Source organism: Flavobacterium anhuiense (assembly GCF_001705175.1).
Taxonomy (GTDB): Bacteria; Bacteroidota; Bacteroidia; order Flavobacteriales; family Flavobacteriaceae; genus Flavobacterium; species Flavobacterium anhuiense.
Genome location: NZ_CP016907.1, coordinates 1,188,265 through 1,209,520, shown reverse-complemented (window position 1 = coordinate 1,209,520; position 21,256 = coordinate 1,188,265). Strand labels below are relative to the sequence as shown.

Genomic DNA, 21,256 nt, shown 5'->3' with positions numbered 1-21,256 from the left:
AATGAAAAACATCAACAAAAAACTTCAAATCCTAGTTTTGCTGCCATTAATTGCGATGCAGTTTAACTGTGGATCTTCAAAAAGTGTTACTGCCAATTCTGGAAAAGTAGAATCTTGGATTACTACTACAGATGAAACTTCAAAACTTAAAAAACAAACTGATTTGGTTTTTAGCTCAGAAACAAACTCAAATCAGACAATTGAAGTAAATCCAGCTGAGAAATTTCAAACCATTGAAGGTTTCGGATTCTCGTTAACAGGAGGAAGCGCTCAGGCTATCAAAAAATTAGATAAGGCCAAAAGAGAAGCGTTACTTCAGGAATTATTTTCAAGAAAAGACAATGCAATTGGTCTAAGTTATTTAAGAATAAGTATTGGAGCATCAGATTTGAATGAAAAAGTTTTTTCGTATGATGATATGCCAGAAGGACAAACAGATATGAATTTGGAACACTTTAATCTTGGTCCAGATTTAAACGATGTTATTCCGGTTTTAAAAGAGATTTTAGCCATAAATCCTAAGATTAAAATAATGGGGTCTCCTTGGTCACCTCCAGTGTGGATGAAAGACAACGGAAGTTCTAAAGGCGGAAGCTTACAGCCAAAATATTACGGAGTTTATGCGCAGTATTTTGTAAAATACATTCAAGCAATGAAATCGCACGGAATTGTTATTGACGCCATTACACCTCAAAATGAGCCATTACATCCAGGAAACAATCCAAGTATGTTAATGTTGGCAGAACAGCAGGCAGATTTTATTGGAAATCATTTAGGTCCCGCTTTCGCGAAAGCAGGAATCAAAACCAAAATTATTGTTTATGACCATAACTGCAACAAACCAGAATATCCTTTGACGATTTTAAGAGATCCAAAAGCAAATCCGTTTGTAACAGGATCAGCTTTTCACTTGTACGAAGGAGACATTAGTGCTTTGACAACTGTTCATAATGAATTTCCAAATAAAGATTTGTATTTTACCGAACAATATACAGGATCGGGAACTAACTTTGAAACAGACCTAAAATGGAGCGTGAAAAATGTAGTAATTGGTTCAATGAGAAACTGGAGTAAAAATGCACTTTCATGGGGATTGGCAAATGATGAGTTCTACAAACCTTTTACGCCAGGAGGATGTTCGACTTGTAAAGGAGCTTTGATGATTGATCAAAATCAAAATATCAAAAGAGAAGTTGGATATTATATTATTGGGCATGCTTCTAAATTTGTTCCAGAAGGTTCTGTAAGAATTGGAAGTAATATTGCAGGAAACTTACATAATGTGGCTTTCAAAACTCCATCAGGACAAACCGTTTTAATTGTAGAAAATGATGGCGCTTCGGCAGAAACATTTAATATTAAATACAACCAAAAACAAACTACAACCACACTAAACGCAGGTGCAGTTGCTACTTTCGTTTGGTAAAAACTTAAGCTATGAAAAAAGTAACCACAATTACGCTGTTTATGCTTTCGCTTTTGGCGTCGGCACAACAGCAGACAATAGATCAGAAAGTCAATGATCTGTTGAAAAAAATGACAATTGAAGAAAAAGTCGGCCAGTTGAATCAATATACTGGCGATAATCAGGCTACGGGACCAATTACCATAAATCCAAACAAACAAGCGGAAATAAAAGCAGGTTTAATCGGTTCGATGCTAAATGTTATCGGAACAAAATATACCAGAGGATATCAAGAATTGGCAATGCAGTCAAGACTTAAAATTCCGCTGTTGTTTGGTCAGGATGTTATCCACGGATACAAAACCACTTTTCCGTTACCTTTAGCTGAAGCAGCAAGCTGGGATTTAGCGGCCATTGAATTGGGTGCACGTGTTGCTGCGACCGAAGCAGCAGCAAGTGGAATTCATTGGACATTTGCTCCAATGGTTGATATTGCACGCGATCCTCGTTGGGGACGTGTAATGGAAGGCGCAGGAGAAGACACTTATTTAGGTTCTAAAATTGCTTATGCGAGAGTAAAAGGTTTTCAAGGAAATAAATTAGGAGATTTAAACTCGGTTATGGCTTGCGTAAAACACTTTGCAGCTTATGGAGCAGGTGTTGGAGGAAGAGATTATAACTCTGTTGATATGAGCGAAAGAATGCTTTTAGAAACGTATTTGCCGCCTTTCAAAGCCGCTTTAGACGCTGGAGCGGCGACATTCATGAATTCGTTCAACGATATTAACGGAATTCCTGCAACAGGAAATGCGCATTTGCAAAGAGATATTTTAAAAGGAAAATGGAATTTTCAAGGATTCGTAGTTTCAGACTGGGGATCAATTGGAGAAATGGTTGCTCACGGTTATTCTAAAGATCTTAAAGAAGCTGCATATTCTGCTATTACTGCAGGAAGCGACATGGATATGGAAAGCAATGCATATCGTAAGAATTTAGCAGAATTAGTAAAAGAAGGCAGAGTTTCTATAGATTTGGTTGATGACGCTGTAAGACGTATTCTTCGCAAGAAATTTGAATTAGGATTGTTTGATGATCCTTACAAATATTCAGATCCAAAGAGAGAAGAAAAAGCCTTAGCAAATCCAGAGCATAGAAAAGCGGCTCTTGAAATGGCTGAGAAAAGTATCGTTTTATTAAAGAATGAAAACCAAACTTTACCAATTTCAAAAAGCACGAAAACAATTGCTTTTATCGGACCAATGGTAAAAGAATACAAAGCCAATATGGGATTTTGGGCTGTTGAATTACCAGAAGTAAACTATGATAAATGGGTAGTTTCACAATGGGATGGTTTGCAAAATAAAGTAGGCAAAAACACTAAATTATTGTACGCAAAAGGCTGTGAGGTTACAGGTGACAATAAAGATGGTTTTGCAGAAGCTGTTGCAACAGCCAAACAAGCCGATGTTGTTATTTTGAGTGTTGGTGAAAGACACGATATGAGCGGTGAGGCAAAAAGCCGAAGCGATATTCATTTGCCAGGAGTTCAAGAAGATTTGATAAAAGCAGTTATGGCTACAGGAAAACCAGTTGTAGTTTTAATTAATGCAGGAAGACCTCTTGTTTTCAATTGGACAGCAGACAATGTTCCTGCAATTATGTACACTTGGTGGTTAGGAACTGAAGCTGGAAATGCAATTGCGAATGTTTTATTTGGAGATTACAATCCATCAGGAAAATTGCCAATGACTTTCCCAAGAGAAGTAGGGCAAGTGCCAATTTATTACAATCACTTCAGTACGGGAAGACCTGCAAAAGATGAAAATTCAACTAACTATGTTTCGGCTTATATCGATTTGAAAAATTCTCCAAAATTTTCTTTTGGATACGGTTTGAGCTATACAACGTTTGATTATTCTGGTCTAAAATTATCTTCAAATAAAATAAAAAGCAATGAAACAATTAAAGTTTCTTTCCAATTGAAAAATACTGGAAAAGTTGCTGGAGAAGAAGTAGTTCAATTGTATTTGAAAGATAAATTTGGATCTGTTGTGAGACCAGTTTTAGAATTGAAAGATTTCCAAAAATTGAAATTAAATGCAGGTGAATCTAAAACAATCGAATTTATAATTGACAAAGAAAAACTTTCTTTCTACAATAATAAATTAGAATGGGTTGCTGAACCAGGAGATTTTGAAGTAATGATCGGAGCTTCGTCAGCAGATATAAAATTAAAATCTGATTTTGAATTAGTAAATTAATTCATTGGCTAAAATTAAAAAGTAAAGTTTAACACATAGAAACATAGATTTTTGTGTTGTAAAAAAAGAACAAAAGAAACAGGTTTCTACACATAGACAACTATGTGTGTTTAAATTAGTGAAACGCCTTTTTTTTAAGTCTTCAAACTATGTTTCTATGTGTTAAAAATAATTATATAAATGCATTAAATAAAAAAGCGAGGCTTTAAAAACCTCGCTTTTTCTATATCCAAATTTTATTTAAGACGTTTCTTAAAACTGTATTTCAGCATATTCAACAAGCCTTCTTCAATAATGTCGATTCCAATTCCGAAATTACTGTCAGCAACTTCATGATGTGCATTTCTAAAATCTTCAAAATCTTCAATTGGAATTTCTAGATTGATTAATGGTTTATAATCAATACTTATAGAAGCGCCGTTTTTGGTCACTTTTTTACGGCTTATATAATCAAAATACGGATTTACAATAGTACTTTCTTGAATAGTATATTTTTCCTGGGTGTCTATCTTCTGATCTGTCGTTAAATTGATTTCGTATTTCTCGTTATCAAAATTATGCCAGAACGAAAGGTCATTGTGCATAAAATCACGTGCTGCATTTTTAACCACATTTCGATCAAAATACATTAAAAAACGATTTTTTTCTGCATCGACAAAATACGGATTTTCAATCGAAGTGTTGTACTGAATTGTAAACTCGTTTAGCTTTTTGTCATCGCTTACAATCTCAATTGTTGCATCTTTAAAAATGGTCCTGATATCTGTTCCGTTTCTATCGTTAGAATAATTTAAAGTATAAAACAAGAAATTATTCCAGCTGTCTATTATTTCTCTTTTGTTGGTGTTTTTGAAATATTTACGCATATAATTGGCACGATTTCCTTTGTAAGTCGTAACCAGTTTTAACTTTCCTGTATTATTTTGAGCACTAAAATCTACTTTCTCATTTATGCCATAATAAGAAAATTTATGAGGTTCTTTAATCGCCAATTCCTGATTTGGTTTCACTTCCAAATAATGCATAAAATAGATGTAGCCACGGTTTTCAATTAAACCAAATTCATCTCTCGAAGTGGCATCAACAAAATAAGTTTCGCCTTTGTAATTGATTTTTACAATAACGTGATTAAAAGTCAATAGAGACGGAAGATAATATTTGATGTAATGATCTGAGTTGAAGTTTACCAATACTACAGAAGAATCGACATTGATGTAATCTAAAACGACTTTCAATAAAACCGATTTTGCCTTACAATCCCCCTGCTTATTCTCATAAGTTACTGATGGTTCCTGCGGTTTGTGGCCGTTCATTTCATCAGCATTAAAAATATAGTAAACATGACTCTGAACATAGTCAATAGCAAACTGTAACTTTTCGTCTTGATCTGCAATAGCATCTAGTTTTTCAACAAGATTTGGAGCAAATTCTTTTAGAGAAGCTTTACTGTAGATTTCTTCATAAAATGGAGAAATATAATTAGATAAATCAATCCAATTTCGATCTGTGGCAAAATCAATAAAAGGCGCAATTTCTCTATTAACATCAAACGAATTAATGTAATTTTCTTTTTCGATTACAAATCGCTCTCCTTTTTTCAGGTAATTGATTTCTGGTTCTATGACATTTCCCTCTTCATTTCTGAAAAATGTTTTTTTGTAAGCGATTGTTTCTTTTCTATCATTGATAAATGAAAATTTATATTTTCCATAAGCCCAATATGAACTTGGTGTAACGTATACATATTTAAGAAACTCTTTTCGCATAAAATCGCGATCTGTAAAAACCTTTGTGCGAGAATCTTCAGTAATTAAAACATCATAGAGGCGTAAATCCTTGATGGTAATATTTACTTTTTTGTTGCTGCTCAAAATACCGCCTTCACTTTGATTTTCGCTGTCTAAAACTTTAATTTTGGTATCGGCAATTTTATCAATCAAAACGCCATCTCTCAAAACGCTGATTCGGTGTATAACATACGTCTCATTTTCTTCGACAACAACATCTCTTACCGAAGCGCTTTCTAGGTTTGATGGTTCGTTAAGTGTATAGGCAACGCAGGCATATTCGCTGTTTTCAGTATCACTTGTGTAATAAACTTTATCTAAGAAATAGCAGAAATCACGCCCTTCGTCAACTTGTTTATTAGAGAAATCCGATTCTTTTATATATTCAATAAGTTGATCGTCGTTAATTGTAGGTGCCCAGCTTTCTGGTTTTTGAATTTTGTAGCTTTCTGATTCAATGATGTTTTCCATGTACTTTTTCTATAGGGGTATATTCTTACTTTTAAAAAAGGCTAAAATAATTAATAAATAATGATTTTCTTTCATAATGATGTGAAATTTATAATAAAAAAAAGCCTCACTAAAGAGTGAGGCCACATTATAAATTATAAACAGCACAGGGTTATTTTATAACAGTATTTACAAAATCCATAGCGCCAATTCCTTTATAAGAAGCATACAAAGCTTTATCGAATGCTTCTTGCTTTTCTTTTTTGTTTTTCGCATCAGTTTCAATAATCATCTCATTGAAAATTCTTTCCTGTTCTTCACTGTATTTCAATGAAGCTTCTAAGAGATAGGTTTTAGAAACAAATCCAAAAGAATTTAGAATTTTACTTCTAATCTTTTGATTAAAATTTTTTAAAGGATTGGCATTCATAACTTTCTACATTTAATTTCTACACTCACTTTGAAGATAAATGGTAGTTGGTATTATTTTTTGTTGTTTTTTGTTTTCAATTTTTAACAATCGAAATCATTAATGTGTTATTCTGACGCAATGTACTTATTTTTTTTAAATTTGAATTTAAATTTTCGTTAAAATTGTAATTTCGACACTTCTGATTTAATTGAAAATCACTTTAGTTTTCTAAAATTGAAGTAAATTGCAGAGTTATTAAAAGAAAATTTATAAGATTTTGATGTTAAAAGACATTTTAGATAATAACGAAAACTATCAGCCTGGACTTTCTATTGACTGCGTTATTTTTGGTTTTCACGATAATCAGTTAAAAGTTTTATTGATTAAAGTAGAACGAGCCAATAAATGGTCTTTGCCTGGCGGATTTATTCCTGTTGATCAGGACATAGATGCTGCGGCGATTACAGTGCTGAATAGTAGAACTGGTGTTGATGGAGTGTTTTTAAGGCAATTTGCAACTTTTGGAAAAGTGAATCGAAATGATCAGCATTTTGATAAAAAAACGCTGGAATACTTTCAAATTGAAGAAGAAAAAGCGAAGTGGCTCACCCGACGTTTTGTGACGATTGGCTATTATGCTTTGGTAGATTTTTCTAAAATTCATCCAAATCCGGCAGGCAGATTTGAAGTTGTTGAATGGATTGATCACAAAGAAGTTCCAGAACTTATTCTAGATCATCGTGAAATTTTGGATAAAGCTTTGGACACTTTAAGAATAGAATTGAATTTAATGCCAATTGGTTACAACTTATTGCCAGAGAAATTTACTATTCCAGAATTGCAAAAATTATATGAAACGATTTTGGACAAAAAGCTGGATCGCCGAAATTTTTTGCGCAAAATTACTAATATCGGAATTCTAACAAAACTTGACGAAAAGAAAAGCAATGTAGCGCACAAAGCTCCAAACTTGTATTCTTTTGATAAAGATAAATATGAAGAAGTCTTGAAGAACGGATTAAATCAAGGTTGGTAAATTTAACATAACGTAGACTAACAGGTTTTTAAAACCTGTTAGGTCTGATAAAAAAGCCGATATGATTACATTGAAAACTTTAGAAAATTAGCGTTATCATTTCCTAATGCAACTGAAGAACCTCATTTTGAGAAAACTTCCTTTCGAGTTAAAAAGAAGATTTTTGCCACTTTTGACGAAAAAAATCATCATGCCGTTTTAAAATTAAACGAAATCGATCAATCAGTTTTTTGTGCGTCGAGCGAAAAGATTTTTTATCCAATTCCAAACAAATGGGGGAAACAAGGCTGGACAATTGTCGAACTTTCAAGAGTAAGACCAGAAATGTTTGAAGATGCCTTGATCCGATCTTACGAAACTGTGGCTTCGCAAAAGAAGTAAACTTCTATCTCACAATGGTTCTAAAAGTCAAATTAACTCTTGGTTTCTGAGTACTTTTTGTTGGAGGAAGCCTGTGAAGCCAATGTGTTTGTGTTTCATCTTTCATAACCAGCAAGCTTCCATGTTCTAAAATCAGAGAAATGGTTTCTTTAGATTCTTTATGTTTGAAAGCAAATTTGCGTTCGGCACCATAACTTACCGATCCAATTGCGCCATTTTTCTTTAAATCTTTTTCGGCATCGCTGTGCCAAGCCATTCCTTCTTCTCCAGTGTGATATAAATTCAGAAGGCAAGAATTGAAAGTTTCTCCTGTTTTTTCTTCGATAATTTTTTTTAATTCTAAAAGTTCAGGAGTCCAAGGCAAAGCTTTTTTGGTAATATTCGAATACGTGTATTCAAATTCCTGATCGCCATACCACGCAACTTTTCGTTTGGTCAAAATTAATTTACCAAAGATGACGGCTTCATCATTTTTCCATTCAATTGTATTTAATAAAATATCACGGTAGAAGTCGGCGTCTGTTCTCGAAAATAGTTTTCCGTAATAATTCACCGTTCCATCTTTCGGAAGCAGATTTGTTGTTTCGTCTATTTGCGGATTAAATAAGTCCATTTTTCCATTTTTGATAGTCTGATTTCATACAATGACCACAAGGCCTGAAACCATTTTGTTTGGCATCTTTTTCAGAAGAAAAGAAGACACGATTTTCCGTTTTCATTCTTTTTCCCGAAGAACATTTAGGTGTTCCGTAGATTTTTAATTTTTGGTTGCCACCGAAACAAATTTCGCCATTTTTAATTTTATTTCGAAGTTCTGAATCGGTTATTTTGTTGTGTTGCAGCATTTGTTTTTTTCGTTTTTTTTATCGTAGAGACGCACTGCAGTGCGTTTAAAGTTTTTCCGCCACGAATTCACGAATTATTTTTAAAATCTATGCGGATCGAATTTGTTTAATTTGTGAATTCGTGGCAGAAAAAATATTCACGAAAGGGCATCATGAAAAATAATTCCCAATGTATATCTTTCACCCGAATGGACTTCGCTTACGCCATGTTTCATATTCACGCGATAATAACCTTTCGTGCCTTTTACAGGTCTGAAGTTGGTGGTAAAAATCAAAATATCTCCTTTTTTTGGTTTTAAAACAATCGCTTTAGATTGTGCTCTTGGCGTTTGTTGTGTTAAAACAAATTCACCGCCAGTAAAATCTTCATCAGGTTCATTTAGAAAAAGCACAATTTGAATAGGAAAATAAACATCTCCATACAAATCCTGATGTAAAGTATTAAAACCGCTTTTGCCATATTTCAGAATTAAAACTGTAGCTTTCAGCTGATTATTGGCATGACATTGTTTTAGCAAATCATCATGTTTTGCTGGAAATGTCGTGTCTATATTTAAAGCTTTCATCCATGCATTTGCGATTGGTGCCAATTTGGGATAAATTAAAGTTCGAATGTTTTGGATTAAATCTGGAAGCGGATAATTGAAATATTTGTATTCGCCTAAACCAAATCTATAACGTTCCATTACAACTGTTTTTCTATATAAATTTGGATTGTCATAATCGAATTTTAAGTCTTCGCATTGTTCATTATTAAGCACTTTTGGAATGATTGCGAATCCATTTTCGTGCATAGATTCGGTGATGCTCTCCCAGTTTAGAGATTCTATTTTTGTTTTCATGGTTTTGTTTTTGATAAACCGCCATCAACTCTTATTTCGATTCCGTGAATGTAAGAAGCATCATCTGAAGCTAGAAAAAGTGCTGTTTTGGCAATTTCAGATGGCTCTCCAAAACGTTGAAACGGTAGAGAAGGTGTAACGGCATCGATTGTATTTTGGATATTTTCCTGACTCATACCCGTATTATTGAAAATATTTGTGGCAATGTAACCTGGACTGATTCCGTTTACGCGTATTTTTTTTGAAGTGCATTCAGAGGCAAAAGTTTTGATAAAAGATTGAACAGCAGCTTTTGCAGCTGTATAAATTGACATATTGGACTGGCCGATATCGGTTAAAAAAGTAGTATTTAAAATAATTGAACTTCCTTCTGGCATTAATGGCAAAATCTGCTGTACGGTAAAAAAAGTTCCTTTAACCAGCATATCAAAAACTTCATCAAATTCTTCGATTGTGACATTTTCAATAGAATTGAATTTTCCATATCCAGCATTTACAAACAAAACATCTATTTTATCGGCATGCTTTTTTATCTGATTTTGAAGTTCGAAAATGTCTGATAACTGTCCTGCGTTCGAAACAATTCCGATTGCGTTTTTTCCTAATTCTTCAACGGCCTTATTTACTGTTTTTTCACTGCGTCCGGTTATAATTACTTTTGCTCCATTATTGATAAATTCCTGAGCAGTTGCAAATCCCATTCCGTTGGTTCCGCCTGTAATAAAAGCGGTTTTGTTTTTTAGTTTTTCCATTTCGTATGATTTTAGAATGCAAAGTTTCTAAAATTGGAAAGGGTAAAAAATCCGAAACTTGCGGTTTTGAGATTTGGGATTTTTCGCCATGACCCGAGTGATAGCGAACGGACGAAGTAATTCACGAATTAAACTAATTCTATGCACATAGATTTTAAAAATAATTCGTGAATTACTTCGTCCGTTCGCTATCACTCGGGTCGTGGCTAAAAAAATTAAAGATTTATGTGTGCACCTTCCCAGCCAATTATGGCTGTTTTTCGGGTATTTCCCCACATATAACCGCCAAAGGTTCCAGAAGACTGAATCACGCGATGGCACGGAATTAAAAACGCAACAGGATTACTTCCAATGGCAGTTCCAACCGCTCTCGATGCATTTGGTTTTTGAATTTGGTGTGCAATCGAACCGTAAGTAGAAAGCTGTCCCATTGGAATTTTAAGTAAAGCTTCCCAAACTTTCAGTTGGAAGTCTGTTCCTTTCAGATGCAGTTTTATTTCTGATAATTTACTCCAATCATTTTGGAAAATGAATAATGCATTTTGCTGCGCTAAATCTAGTTTCTGGGTAAAAGATGCATTCGGAAATTTATCTTTCAATGCAAGAAATCCGGTTAATTCATCTTCGGCGAAAGCCATAAAACAAACGCCTTTTGAAGTCGATGCAACAATAATATTTCCAAACGGACTTTCTGCGTAACTATAATTGATGGCCAAGTTTTTTCCGCCGTTTTTATATTCGGCAGGAGTCATTCCTTCGATGTTTACAAACAAATCATGAAGGCGACTTGTTCCTGATAATCCTGTTTCAAAAGCAGTTTCAGAAACGGTTGCCTGATGTTCTTTGAGTAATTTTTTGGCGTGTTCGATGCTTGTATATTGTAAAAATTTCTTCGGACTAGTTCCTGCCCATTCACTAAAAAGCCTTTGAAAGTGAAACGGACTTAAATGTACTTTTTCTGCCACTTCATCTAGATTAGGCTGATCTTTAAAATTTGCTTTGATATAATCAATTGCTTCTGCAATACGGTTATAATTAATGGTTTCTTGTGTGTTCATTTTTCTTCCATTTTATAAGGCAAAGATCGATTGGTTTTGACAAGTATAAAATCCGAAACTTGCTGAGTTTTTTAACCGCAAACCGCGCAATCCCGATAACTATCGGGATACGCAAAGTTCGCGATGTTTTTAATCTCAAAGACGCAGAGGCACAAAGGTTTTTCTCAATTTTGCCTTCTTGAGCTAAGCCGAAGGATCTCAAATAACTTTACAAAGATTATAAACTTAAAATAAAATTTTGCGATTCTTTGTCTTTGTGAAGTGTTATAACGAATTTACTATAATTCTTTACTTATTTGATTATTTGTCTTAAGGGTTTAGTGATAATCCTACGCTGAAAAATAATCTTACTTTGTCAATATTATTGATCCAAGAAGTATCAAAATGAATCGGACCTAAAATGGACTGATAAGAGATCGCTGCGCCTCCTGATATTACAAGACTGGTTTCTAAATTATCATCCCAATTTCCTTTTGGATTAAAGGCATGGTTTATATAGTCGTTAAAAGTGTCAAAACCGACAGATGCGATATTGAAGTGAGGGGTGAGGTAAATTTTTCCGGTTAAGTTTATTTGAGACCCAAGTTTGAGTCCCATATATTGTGTAACATTAAGTTCGTCCTCATGGAGCCCTGCAAATGAGAAACGGTTGCTGCCAGAATTTGGGATAATGCCACCTATAAAATATTTTGCTGCATAGCCAAGTCCTGAAAATGGAAGATCCTCATTTTTAACTTTATCCTGAAAAATAAAATAAGTATCGAATCCTACAATTCCTGTAATTTTCTTTTTTATGGGTAATCTCTTTTCATAGGTTAGGCCCAATTTGGTGTAGCCATTTGTTGAGCCAGAAACACGTGAAAGGTCTGGATCGTAAAGTGAGACATCAAGATCGGTTAGAAACGATCGTGCCAAATTTGATTTTATAATAGTTCCTTCTGTGGCAAAGAAAACTTTATCCATGTCATTATAAGAATAATGCAAGTTGAATTCAATATTGTTAAAGCTGTAGTTATTGATGCTTAAAGAATTGGGATTGTATTCGCGGTCATATTTTGGTTTTAGATTTGTGTAACTGTAGTTTAGTCCAAAACCGACATAACTTTTTAGAGAATTTAAATTTCTGTTTATCTCATTATTGATTTCAAGAGTGTTGTAAAGTATATTGTCTGATGCTTTGCCATTGATATATATTTCCTGGCGCAATAGAGCCCCATAAGCTTCCGACATCCACCACCATTCTCTATGCTGTCCAAAATTTTTCTGATAATTAATTCTTGCTTTTGGCTGTTCGGCGATATCTACGGTTAAGAGAAGACGCGATGCATCTGCAAGGACATTTCTTCCTGTGTAGTTAAAAATTATTCCAACACCTCTGTAAGTGTCATAGTGGATTGAGGTATTTAATTGGTTTTTAGCACGTTCAAAACCGAATAAGGTGATGCCTAATTTGTCTTCGTCTTTAATGAAATAACTATACGTAATCTCATCAAAAAGATTAGTTCCCATGGCTCTGTTAATGCCTGCTATTAAATCTTTGGTAGTATATTTTACATGTGTTTTAAGGTTTGCCCTTCCTACAACAAGAGGCATATTTTCAGGACTTATTTTTTTGTAAACAATTGTATCGAGAACAAACTCATTTGGCATATCGGGCAGTTTATGAGTTCTCTGCTGAAATCCTTTTAACTTTTCTGATAATGCGATTAAAGCGGGAAGATTTTGATTTGTGGCAATTTTGCCGTCTTTGTAGATTTCATTGCTATTGGTAAAATCGGCAGTAGAAAAACGAAGATTAGGTAAGTGATCAACCAATATTGTACATAAATCGCGATTCGCAGGATTTTTGATGTTACTCGGAAACATACTAGTCTGCATCAATATGGTCATAAGATTGTTAAGCTTATCTACAGGTTCCATTCCGCCTCCGACATCACTTCCAATAATAATATCGGCACCCATTTGTTTGGCGACATCAGTAGGGAAATTATTTAATACTCCTCCATCGACCAAAACTGTTTTTCCGTAAGGCATTGGTTTGAAGATAGCTGGTAACGACATGCTGGCACGCATGGCGTAAGATAAACTTCCTTTGCTTAAAATAACTTCTTTTCCTTCGACTAAGTCTGTAGCCATAGCTCTGAAAGGAATCGGCAGACTGTCAAAATCTTTAACATTGTAAACAGGAAAGGTTAATTCGGAAAGATATTCTCTTAAGTTTTGATCATTTAACAAAGAACCAATGCTGTTAAGTTTTCCGTCTTTAACACCTATTCCAACCAAATACCTTTGAAATTCTCTTTTTTCTTCAGCACTTACGGCTCGTAATGATTGGCCTCCGCCTAAGAGTTTATCCCAATAAATATCTTTAGTGATTTTTTCTATACTGTCACCAGAATATCCCATTGCATATAAACCACCTATAATGCTTCCCATACTGTTTCCAACAATAAGGTCTGGAACAATATGTAGAGAATCTAGTTTTTGTAAAAGAGGAATATGTGCAATTCCTTTTGCGCCTCCACCGCTTAAGACCAATACAACTTTAGGCTTTTTTTCTTGAGAAAAAATAATCTGTGGAAGTGTAAGTAAAAATAAGAAGACGAATAAATAAGATGTTTTTTTCAAGATTACAGTGTTTATGTAGTTGAGAAATAGTAACTTATTTTAATTACTAAAATTAAGGAGTTATTCTTTACAAAGTATATTTTTTATAGAAATCTTTTTTGACCGTTAAAAACAAAACCCGACAAGTTTTAAAACCTGTCGGGTTTGAAATATGTAATTAAAGAAATCTAAAATCTAAAATCAGAAATCTTCAATCTAAAATCAATTAATATCTGTAGTATTCTGGTTTGAATGGACCTTGAACTTCAACGCCAATGTAAGCCGCTTGATCTTCACGTAAAGTTTCTAATTCAACGCCTAATTTAGCTAAGTGTAAAGCAGCAACTTTTTCATCTAAATGTTTTGGTAACATGTAAACTTCATTTTTGTAAGCTGCACTGTTGTTCCATAATTCGATTTGAGCTAAAGTTTGGTTTGTAAATGAATTACTCATTACGAAACTTGGGTGACCTGTAGCACAACCAAGGTTTACTAAACGACCTTCAGCCAAGATAATGATATCTTTTCCAGCGATAGTATATTTGTCAACCTGAGGTTTGATTTCGATTTTAGAAGCACCGTGGTTTTTGTTTAACCAAGCCATGTCGATTTCGTTATCAAAGTGTCCGATGTTACAAACAACAGTTTTGTCTTTCATTTTCTCGAAATGACTTCCAACAACGATATCTTTATTTCCTGTAGTTGTAATGATGATATCAGCATTAGCAATCACAGTATCTAATTTTTTAACTTCGTAACCGTCCATTGCAGCTTGTAAAGCACAAATTGGATCGATTTCAGTAACTGTTACAATAGAACCAGCACCTCTAAAAGAAGCAGCAGTTCCTTTTCCAACATCACCATATCCGCAAACAACTACTCTTTTTCCAGCTAACATTAAGTCAGTTGCACGACGAATAGCGTCTACTGCAGATTCTTTACATCCGTATTTGTTATCAAATTTAGATTTAGTAACAGAGTCGTTAATGTTGATGGCAGGCATTGGTAAAGTTCCAGCTTTTACTCTTTCGTAAAGTCTGTGAACACCAGTGGTAGTTTCTTCAGAAAGACCTTTAATTCCAGGAACCAATTCTGGGTAGCGGTCAATAACCATGTTAGTTAAATCTCCACCATCATCAAGAATCATGTTCAATGGTTTTCTGTCTTCGCCAAAGAATAACGTTTGCTCAATACACCAGTCAAATTCTTCTTCGTTTAAACCTTTCCAAGCGTACACAGAAATTCCAGCAGCAGCAATTGCAGCAGCAGCCTGATCCTGAGTAGAGAAAATGTTACAAGAAGACCAAGTAACTTCTGCACCAAGAGCAATTAAAGTTTCGATCAAAACAGCAGTTTGAATCGTCATGTGCAAACATCCAGCAATACGAGCACCTTTTAATGGTTGTTCGTCTTTGTATTCAGCACGAAGTGCCATCAAACCTGGCATTTCAGCTTCAGCTAGTTCAATTTCTTTTCTTCCCCAAGCCGCTAGAGAAATGTCTTTTACTTTATAAGCCACATAAGGCGTAGTTGTAGTACTCATTTATAGTATATTTGTATATTGTAAAATTTTTGCAAATTTACGTAATAGGTTTTTAATTTTACTAATTTCTGTAAGATTTGTGAAATCTTTAATTTCTTAATCTCTAGAATGTTAATCTAAAAATCGTTTTTAATCGTATAAGTGATGTAAGTTCATTTAAAAAAGATTCGGAAACTATTACCTTTGTTGCGAATTGCTTATATTTACTAATGCATTCTTTAAGCCGCCAGCCATATTTTCTTAAATGGCTTATATGGTTTAAAATTTACCACCAATAATTCATAATTAAAAAGTAATGCCTTTATTTCAGACCATACAATTCAATGCAACTACTAAAATCTTAATTTGGGAAATAACCGAATCTTTTGAGGAATTGTATAACAGAGTAACTTTGAAAGAAAAGACACAGCGTAGATTGGATGGAATGAAGTCGCAGATGCATCAGCGTGCTTTCTTGAGCGTTAGAATGCTGATTCAGGAAATGGGTTTTACAGATAAAGACCTGCATTATGATGAGTTCGGAAAACCGTATTTTGACTGTGATAATCATATCTCAATTACACATTCGTACCATTTTGCAGCGATTATTATAAGCAAAGAAAAGGTTGGAATTGACATGGAATTACAACGAGAGAAAATCCAGAGAATTGCAGACAAGTTTACCGATTATGAATGCAAGTATTTAGAACCGAAATCTACAGAAGAATACATAAAAAAACTTACCGTAATCTGGGGAGCCAAAGAGGCGATCTTTAAAATAAGAAATGAAAAAGGTATAAGTTTTAAAGATCATATTAATGTAAATAACTTCTCTTTAGGAGAAACCCAAACGCAGGCAAGTCTTCATTTTGATGATTTAGTTAAAGATTTTGATGTACATTATCAGGAAGTCAAATCTGATAATTTTGATGGAACTTTTACTTTGGTTTATGCTTTTGAGAAATAGATTTTAGTCTCAGTCTCAGTTTTTAGTTTAAACTTCACTTTCTTTTTGTCTGTGCTGAAACATGCTCATGTATAGAAAAGTACTCATTTTACGGGCGCGTCTTTTTAGTGTTTCAGCGTTTTCTCCTTCAAAATGCTCGTCAATGGTTTGGAACCAATGATTTAACCAGATTCCGAATTCATTTGGTGTAATTTTTTCATCAAAATGAGCATCAACTTCATTATGAACAGCATGCGGATTTCCTTTGTATTTGCGAACGCCAAATAGATTAGTTTCCCAAAAATCAGTCAGTTTTTCGAGATGCGCATCCCAATCAGAAATCATTTCATTAAAATAAAAGCCGATTTCTCGATCGGCTCTTATTTTAGCATAAAACTGATGAACCAAAAAGGAAACATCGGCTCTATTTTCTATTTGTTTTTTCATAGAATAAAACTATTCAAAAGTATAAAGAACAAACTTAAAGATGCACTTAGCATTATAAGATTGAAAACTACTTTGTGTTTCATTTGTGCTAAGATAGATGTATTTGCGAAAACGCAAGCTAAAACAATGATTCCTAGCTGAATCATTTGCGGAATAGAAGTTCCGTTGGCTAAAACATACATGGCTGCAGCGCCTCCTAAACAGCTTTGTCCGATTACTGCCATTGCAGCAGAGCCCATATAATTTCTATTGAAAATGTCGAATGTTGTTTGATATAGTGTCATGATATTCAGTTTTTTATATCAACAAAATTACAGCTACAATAGTACTCCATTTTATGATTAAAATCATAAAACGAGATTTTTTTTATCTGTATACTTTTCGGTTAATAATCTTCAACTCACCTTTTTTTTCCAATGCTTTTATAGTTCTAATAACCGTTTCTACACGTAAACCAGTTAAATCGCCAATTTGTTGTCTGGTAAAATTTATGTGATAACCATTTTTATCTTTTTGAAAATTGAAATAAGCGATTCCGTGATCAATGAGTTTTAATACGCGATGTTCGGGTTCGTGTGTAGAAATTTCTGCTGCCATAACCGATTTATAATACAATCTCTGCGCTAGATTTTCGATTATTTTGATGCTTACTTTTGGGTTATCTTCTAAAAGCTTTATGAAGTTTTCTTTTGGAAGAATAAAAATCTCGGTATTTTCTACAGCAATTGCATTTGCTGGATATTTTTGATTTAAAAATAATGGTGGCTCGCCAAAAGATTGCCCGTTATAAAAAATGCCTTGTATAAATTCACGTCCATCATCATTATAATTGCTCATTTTTACCTCGCCAGAAATAATTTGGTAATAATGCAAGGGCAGATTTCCTTCTTCGAAAATAATATCATTTTTATCAAATGATTTTTTTATAACTCCATACTTTTCTAGTAATTCAACTGTAATCATAATGTGTTATTTATATTGTCAATAGACGTTGAACAAATATAATTCATTCAAAATAGTTCTTCTGCATTAAAAATCTTTTACTTTTACACCCCGTATGCAAGAACAAATTCTCACTATTAGACAACAGATTTTAGAAGCTAAAAGCAATGGCCAAAAATTACTGGCAGTGCTTTTGGATCCTGATAAAATTGTATTGGAAAATATCAATCATTTAATTGAGAAAATTAACCAATCGCCTGCAACTCATATTTTTGTTGGAGGTAGCGTTGTTCAGAATACTATTTTAGAAGAATTAATTACTGCATTAAAACAAAAAACAAATCTACCAGTTATTTTATTTCCTGGCGATCCTTCTCAGATTTCACCAAAAGCCGATGGTATTTTGTTTCTGTCTTTATTGTCTGGCCGAAATCCAGATTATTTGATTGAATATCAAGTTCAAGCCGCCCCAATTCTTAAAAAAACTAATCTTGAAGTTATTTCTACAGGATACATTTTAATAGAAAGCGGTAACGAAACTGCCGTTGCCCGTGTAAGTAAAACAAAACCTTTAAGTCGTGAAAATCTTGATTTGGTTTTGGCGACAGCTCAGGCGGGAGAAATGCTAGGAAATCAACTGATTTATTTAGAAGCGGGAAGCGGTGCAAAACAGTCTGTTCCGACAAAAATGATTGAGCTTGTTGCTCAAAACATTCAAATTCCTGTTATTGTTGGAGGAGGAATTGTAGATTTGCACGGAATTCAAAAAGCATATAAGGCTGGCGCGGATTTGGTTGTTATCGGAACTGCTTTTGAAAATAACAGTCGTTTTTTTGAGTTATAAATGTTAAATACCACATTTAAATGATAGATTTTTTTCTAGATAGTTACAAAAATGCACCTTTATGGCATATTGCTTTAGAGTTTTTGGTTTTTGTATGTGGAATTTTAAGTGTTTGGTTTGCAAAAAAAGAAAATATCTGGGTGTATCCAACAGGATTAATAGCCACTGTAATATCGGTTTATCTTCTTTACGTTGCAGGTTATATCGGAGACATGATTATTAATGCTTATTTTTCAATAATGAGTATTTACGGTTGGTACGTTTGGGCAAAAGGCGGACCAGTTGATGATAATCTGCCAATTACACGTACCAATTTTAATGAAAAAATAATCGGAATCTTACTGTTTATTGTGACTGTTTTTGTAGTTTTCGGGATTTATAGATATTTCGATTACGAAATACATCCCGACAATTATATTGATATGATTTCGTCTGGAATATTTTTCGCGGGAATGTGGTATATGGCCAGAAAAAAAATAGAAAACTGGACACTTTGGATTATTGGTGATATTATTGTTGTGCCTCTCTATGCTTATCGTGGTTTAGGGATGCTGTCACTTCAGTATATAATTTTTACAATTTTGGCTATTTCAGCTTATTTAGAATGGAGAAAGATCTTAGACAGCAAAAAACAACTATCGTAAAAATTGCTTTGTTTGGTCCTGAAAGTACAGGAAAAACAACCTTAGCAAAACAGCTTGCAGACTATTACGAAACCGAATGGGTTCCTGAGTTTGCGCGCGACTATTTACAGCAAAAATGGGAGGAGAATAAGCATATTTGTGTAGCCGATGATATGATGCCAATTGCGTATGGTCAAACTGCATTGGAAAACGAGAAACTGACAAATGCAAATAAATACCTGTTTTGTGATACTAACTTAATGGTAACCAAAGTATTTTCTGAAATGTATTATGGTTTTTGTGACCCACTTTTATATGAAGCGGCACTAAAACACGAATATGATTTGTTTTTCCTGACAGATATTGATGTTCCTTGGGAGAAAGACGATATTCGTGATACCCCAGAAGGAAGAGAGACGGTATTTTCTGTTTTTAAACAAACTTTAATCGATACAAAAAAGCCTTTTATAACCTTATCTGGCGACAAAGAAACACGTTTGGCAAAAGCAACAGCTATTATTGATGAGTTGACGATTGCTAAAGAAAAAGGATTTACATCATCAGATTTCGTTCAAATTTATGATAGGGGAATTCCTTTTGAAAAAATTCTAAAACAGCTGGAAATCCTTGACAATGGAATTACAAAAAGTAATTTAGTTAGTCCGGCCACAACCGCTAATGGAATTTTAAGTTTGTCGGAAAATGAGTTCGAAGAAAAAGCAGTCTTTTTTGATGAACAGAAAGAAAACTTAAAAATTAAAAAGTTTGTTCCTGCTTCTGGAGCGGCAACGAGGATGTTTAAATTTTTGAATGCGTTTTTGAATGATTTTGATATTCAAAAAGAAACTATCAATGCTTATATCAATAGAAAAAAAGATAAGGAACTCGCTATTTTTATCATCGGGATGGATAAGTTTCCTTTCTTCAAAGCTATAGATCAAAAATTAAGAGAAATTTATCCTGATTTTGAAACGCTTGAACGAGATTACAAAAATTACTATTTTATAAAATTATTATTATCTCCTGATTATTTCAACTTTGCTAATAAACCAAAAGCGGTATTGCCTTTTCACTGGTACGAAACGCATATTGCGACTCCAATTGAAGAGCATTTAAATGAATGCATACATTATGCTAGTTCAAATAAGGTGTCTAATTTGCATTTTACTGTGTCAGAAATTCACCAAGATTTGTTTTACAAAGGTGTTGATGAGGTTATAGAAAAAATTGAAGAACCCGCTGGAGTTAAAATTAATATTGGGTATTCTTATCAAAATAAAAGTACAGACTCAATCACTATTGATGAGGAAAACAAATTAGTAAAAGATAAAAATGATAATTTAGTATTTAGACCAGGTGGACATGGTGCTTTGATTGAAAATCTAAATGATCTTGACGCTGATGTGATCTTCATTAAAAATATAGATAATGTCATTCAGAATCATATTGATAAAATTACATTATACAAAAAAGCACTGGCAGGCGTTTTAATCGAAATACAACAAAAAGTTTTTTCTTATTTAAAGGCAATTGACGAAAATGAGATTAAAGAAAATCATTTAGCAGATATTATTTTATTTTTAAAAGAAGAGCTAAATGTTGAGATGAATAATGACTTCGGTAAATTTACTTTTGAAAATAAAATAAGTAAGCTAAAAGAATTATTAGATAGACCAATTCGCATTTGCGGAATGGTAAAAAACGAAGGAGAGCCAGGAGGAGGTCCTTTTTGGGTTATGAATAAAAAAGGAATAAAATCACTTCAAATTGTAGAAACGTCACAAGTTGATTTAGAAGATAAAAAACAAAAAAAGATTTTAGCTGAGGCAACACATTTTAATCCAGTAGATTTAGTTTGTGGCATAAAAAACTACAGAAATGAAAAATTTAATCTGCTTCAATATGTAGATCAAACAGCGGGTTTCATTGTAGAAAAAAGTGTTGATGGAAAATTGGTAAAAAATTACGAATTGCCAGGTCTATGGAACGGTTCAATGGCTAATTGGTTAACTGTTTTTGTATCTGTTCCATTAATTACTTTTAATCCCGTAAAAACGGTAAATGATTTGTTGAAAGCAGCACATCAACCACAATAA

General features: G+C 33.6%; 20 protein-coding genes. 8 read left to right on the top strand and 12 right to left on the bottom strand.

Annotation, left to right across the window (positions count from 1 at the left end):
* Position 1: 1 nt before the first annotated feature.
* Positions 2-1,426 carry a glycoside hydrolase family 30 protein gene (locus BB050_RS05130; RefSeq protein ID WP_066032834.1) on the top strand — a complete coding sequence of 475 codons (1,425 nt, stop codon included), beginning with the start codon at positions 2-4 and terminating at the stop codon, positions 1,424-1,426.
* Between the two features lie 11 nt (positions 1,427-1,437).
* Positions 1,438-3,666 (top strand): glycoside hydrolase family 3 N-terminal domain-containing protein, encoded by a 2,229-nt coding sequence (locus BB050_RS05125; RefSeq protein WP_066032833.1) that lies wholly within the window; start codon positions 1,438-1,440, stop codon positions 3,664-3,666.
* Positions 3,667-3,902: 236 nt separating this feature from the next.
* On the opposite strand, the gene BB050_RS05120 is transcribed toward BB050_RS05125, so the two are convergent.
* Entirely contained in the window at positions 3,903-5,924 is a 2,022-nt protein-coding gene (locus tag BB050_RS05120) for a hypothetical protein (RefSeq protein WP_066032832.1), read from the bottom strand.
* Between the two features lie 151 nt (positions 5,925-6,075).
* The gene (locus BB050_RS05115) at positions 6,076-6,333 is read right to left on the bottom strand and encodes a hypothetical protein (protein ID WP_008466716.1); all 258 of its coding nucleotides are present in this window, start codon (positions 6,331-6,333) and stop codon (positions 6,076-6,078) included.
* A 262-nt stretch (positions 6,334-6,595) separates the two neighbouring features.
* Here BB050_RS05115 and BB050_RS05110 point away from each other — a divergent pair, with 262 nt between their 5' ends.
* Positions 6,596-7,351 carry an NUDIX hydrolase gene (locus tag BB050_RS05110; RefSeq protein WP_008466717.1) on the top strand — a complete coding sequence of 252 codons (756 nt, stop codon included), beginning with the start codon at positions 6,596-6,598 and terminating at the stop codon, positions 7,349-7,351.
* Positions 7,352-7,420: 69 nt separating this feature from the next.
* Positions 7,421-7,732 carry an MmcQ/YjbR family DNA-binding protein gene (locus tag BB050_RS21565; protein ID WP_083219900.1) on the top strand — a complete coding sequence of 104 codons (312 nt, stop codon included), beginning with the start codon at positions 7,421-7,423 and terminating at the stop codon, positions 7,730-7,732.
* Positions 7,733-7,736: 4 nt separating this feature from the next.
* Here BB050_RS21565 and BB050_RS05105 read toward each other — a convergent pair whose 3' ends face one another.
* The 7 genes from BB050_RS05105 to ahcY form a co-directional block, all read right to left on the bottom strand.
* Complete coding sequence (locus tag BB050_RS05105; RefSeq protein WP_066032831.1) at positions 7,737-8,345, bottom strand: alpha-ketoglutarate-dependent dioxygenase AlkB family protein; 609 nt, start codon at positions 8,343-8,345, stop codon at positions 7,737-7,739.
* The gene (locus tag BB050_RS05100; RefSeq protein WP_066032830.1) at positions 8,332-8,577 is read right to left on the bottom strand and encodes an Ada metal-binding domain-containing protein; all 246 of its coding nucleotides are present in this window, start codon (positions 8,575-8,577) and stop codon (positions 8,332-8,334) included. The genes BB050_RS05105 and BB050_RS05100 overlap by 14 nt, the downstream gene beginning before the upstream one ends.
* 137 nt (positions 8,578-8,714) lie before the next feature.
* Complete coding sequence (locus BB050_RS05095; protein WP_008466721.1) at positions 8,715-9,419, bottom strand: 2OG-Fe(II) oxygenase; 705 nt, start codon at positions 9,417-9,419, stop codon at positions 8,715-8,717.
* Positions 9,416-10,171, bottom strand: a complete 756-nt coding sequence (locus BB050_RS05090) for an SDR family oxidoreductase (RefSeq protein ID WP_066032829.1) — start codon at positions 10,169-10,171, stop codon at positions 9,416-9,418. The genes BB050_RS05095 and BB050_RS05090 overlap by 4 nt, the downstream gene beginning before the upstream one ends.
* Before the next feature lie 215 nt (positions 10,172-10,386).
* A complete protein-coding gene (locus BB050_RS05085; RefSeq protein WP_008466723.1) occupies positions 10,387-11,229 on the bottom strand; it encodes a bifunctional helix-turn-helix domain-containing protein/methylated-DNA--[protein]-cysteine S-methyltransferase in 843 nt (280 codons plus the stop codon).
* 309 nt (positions 11,230-11,538) lie between these two features.
* The gene (locus BB050_RS05080) at positions 11,539-13,857 is read right to left on the bottom strand and encodes a patatin-like phospholipase family protein (RefSeq protein ID WP_066032828.1); all 2,319 of its coding nucleotides are present in this window, start codon (positions 13,855-13,857) and stop codon (positions 11,539-11,541) included.
* Positions 13,858-14,062: 205 nt separating this feature from the next.
* The gene (ahcY, locus tag BB050_RS05075; RefSeq protein WP_008466725.1) at positions 14,063-15,379 is read right to left on the bottom strand and encodes an adenosylhomocysteinase; all 1,317 of its coding nucleotides are present in this window, start codon (positions 15,377-15,379) and stop codon (positions 14,063-14,065) included.
* 295 nt (positions 15,380-15,674) lie between these two features.
* Between ahcY and BB050_RS05070 the strand changes: the two genes are divergently transcribed.
* On the top strand, positions 15,675-16,325 hold the full coding sequence (locus tag BB050_RS05070; RefSeq protein ID WP_008466726.1) for a 4'-phosphopantetheinyl transferase family protein: 651 nt from the start codon (positions 15,675-15,677) through the stop codon (positions 16,323-16,325).
* 27 nt (positions 16,326-16,352) lie between these two features.
* Here BB050_RS05070 and BB050_RS05065 read toward each other — a convergent pair whose 3' ends face one another.
* From BB050_RS05065 to BB050_RS05055, 3 genes are all read right to left on the bottom strand, one after another.
* Positions 16,353-16,751, bottom strand: a complete 399-nt coding sequence (locus tag BB050_RS05065) for a group III truncated hemoglobin (RefSeq protein WP_008466728.1) — start codon at positions 16,749-16,751, stop codon at positions 16,353-16,355.
* Positions 16,748-17,035, bottom strand: a complete 288-nt coding sequence (locus BB050_RS05060) for a hypothetical protein (RefSeq protein WP_008466731.1) — start codon at positions 17,033-17,035, stop codon at positions 16,748-16,750. Before BB050_RS05060 ends, BB050_RS05065 begins: the two co-directional genes overlap by 4 nt.
* Before the next feature lie 82 nt (positions 17,036-17,117).
* The gene (locus tag BB050_RS05055) at positions 17,118-17,714 is read right to left on the bottom strand and encodes a Crp/Fnr family transcriptional regulator (RefSeq protein WP_066032827.1); all 597 of its coding nucleotides are present in this window, start codon (positions 17,712-17,714) and stop codon (positions 17,118-17,120) included.
* Positions 17,715-17,808: 94 nt separating this feature from the next.
* On the opposite strand from BB050_RS05055, the gene BB050_RS05050 reads away from it, so the two are divergent.
* From BB050_RS05050 to BB050_RS05040, 3 genes are read left to right on the top strand one after another with little or no spacing between them, the layout of a single operon-like run.
* Positions 17,809-18,537: a phosphoglycerol geranylgeranyltransferase gene (locus BB050_RS05050; RefSeq protein ID WP_008466736.1), complete on the top strand. Its 729-nt coding sequence runs from the start codon at positions 17,809-17,811 to the stop codon at positions 18,535-18,537.
* A gap of 20 nt (positions 18,538-18,557) precedes the next feature.
* Positions 18,558-19,181 carry a nicotinamide riboside transporter PnuC gene (pnuC, locus tag BB050_RS05045; RefSeq protein ID WP_066032826.1) on the top strand — a complete coding sequence of 208 codons (624 nt, stop codon included), beginning with the start codon at positions 18,558-18,560 and terminating at the stop codon, positions 19,179-19,181.
* Positions 19,142-21,256, top strand: a complete 2,115-nt coding sequence (locus tag BB050_RS05040) for a DUF4301 family protein (RefSeq protein ID WP_066032825.1) — start codon at positions 19,142-19,144, stop codon at positions 21,254-21,256. The genes pnuC and BB050_RS05040 overlap by 40 nt, the downstream gene beginning before the upstream one ends.

Excerpts from the sequence above, each read along its gene's own strand:
- BB050_RS05115 (WP_008466716.1), bottom strand. The coding sequence starts at position 6,333 with ATGAATGCCAATCCTTTAAAAAATTTTAATCAAAAGATTAGAAGTAAA.
- BB050_RS05065 (WP_008466728.1), bottom strand. The coding sequence starts at position 16,751 with ATGAAAAAACAAATAGAAAATAGAGCCGATGTTTCCTTTTTGGTTCAT.
- BB050_RS05105 (WP_066032831.1), bottom strand. The coding sequence starts at position 8,345 with ATGGACTTATTTAATCCGCAAATAGACGAAACAACAAATCTGCTTCCG.
- BB050_RS05060 (WP_008466731.1), bottom strand. The coding sequence starts at position 17,035 with ATGACACTATATCAAACAACATTCGACATTTTCAATAGAAATTATATG.
- BB050_RS05120 (WP_066032832.1), bottom strand. The coding sequence starts at position 5,924 with ATGGAAAACATCATTGAATCAGAAAGCTACAAAATTCAAAAACCAGAA.
- BB050_RS05040 (WP_066032825.1), top strand. The coding sequence starts at position 19,142 with ATGGAGAAAGATCTTAGACAGCAAAAAACAACTATCGTAAAAATTGCT.
- BB050_RS05050 (WP_008466736.1), top strand. The coding sequence starts at position 17,809 with ATGCAAGAACAAATTCTCACTATTAGACAACAGATTTTAGAAGCTAAA.
- BB050_RS05090 (WP_066032829.1), bottom strand. The coding sequence starts at position 10,171 with ATGGAAAAACTAAAAAACAAAACCGCTTTTATTACAGGCGGAACCAAC.
- BB050_RS05055 (WP_066032827.1), bottom strand. The coding sequence starts at position 17,714 with ATGATTACAGTTGAATTACTAGAAAAGTATGGAGTTATAAAAAAATCA.
- BB050_RS05070 (WP_008466726.1), top strand. The coding sequence starts at position 15,675 with ATGCCTTTATTTCAGACCATACAATTCAATGCAACTACTAAAATCTTA.
- ahcY (WP_008466725.1), bottom strand. The coding sequence starts at position 15,379 with ATGAGTACTACAACTACGCCTTATGTGGCTTATAAAGTAAAAGACATT.
- BB050_RS05100 (WP_066032830.1), bottom strand. The coding sequence starts at position 8,577 with ATGCTGCAACACAACAAAATAACCGATTCAGAACTTCGAAATAAAATT.
- BB050_RS05095 (WP_008466721.1), bottom strand. The coding sequence starts at position 9,419 with ATGAAAACAAAAATAGAATCTCTAAACTGGGAGAGCATCACCGAATCT.
- BB050_RS05125 (WP_066032833.1), top strand. The coding sequence starts at position 1,438 with ATGAAAAAAGTAACCACAATTACGCTGTTTATGCTTTCGCTTTTGGCG.
- BB050_RS05110 (WP_008466717.1), top strand. The coding sequence starts at position 6,596 with ATGTTAAAAGACATTTTAGATAATAACGAAAACTATCAGCCTGGACTT.
- BB050_RS05085 (WP_008466723.1), bottom strand. The coding sequence starts at position 11,229 with ATGAACACACAAGAAACCATTAATTATAACCGTATTGCAGAAGCAATT.
- pnuC (WP_066032826.1), top strand. The coding sequence starts at position 18,558 with ATGATAGATTTTTTTCTAGATAGTTACAAAAATGCACCTTTATGGCAT.
- BB050_RS05130 (WP_066032834.1), top strand. The coding sequence starts at position 2 with ATGAAAAACATCAACAAAAAACTTCAAATCCTAGTTTTGCTGCCATTA.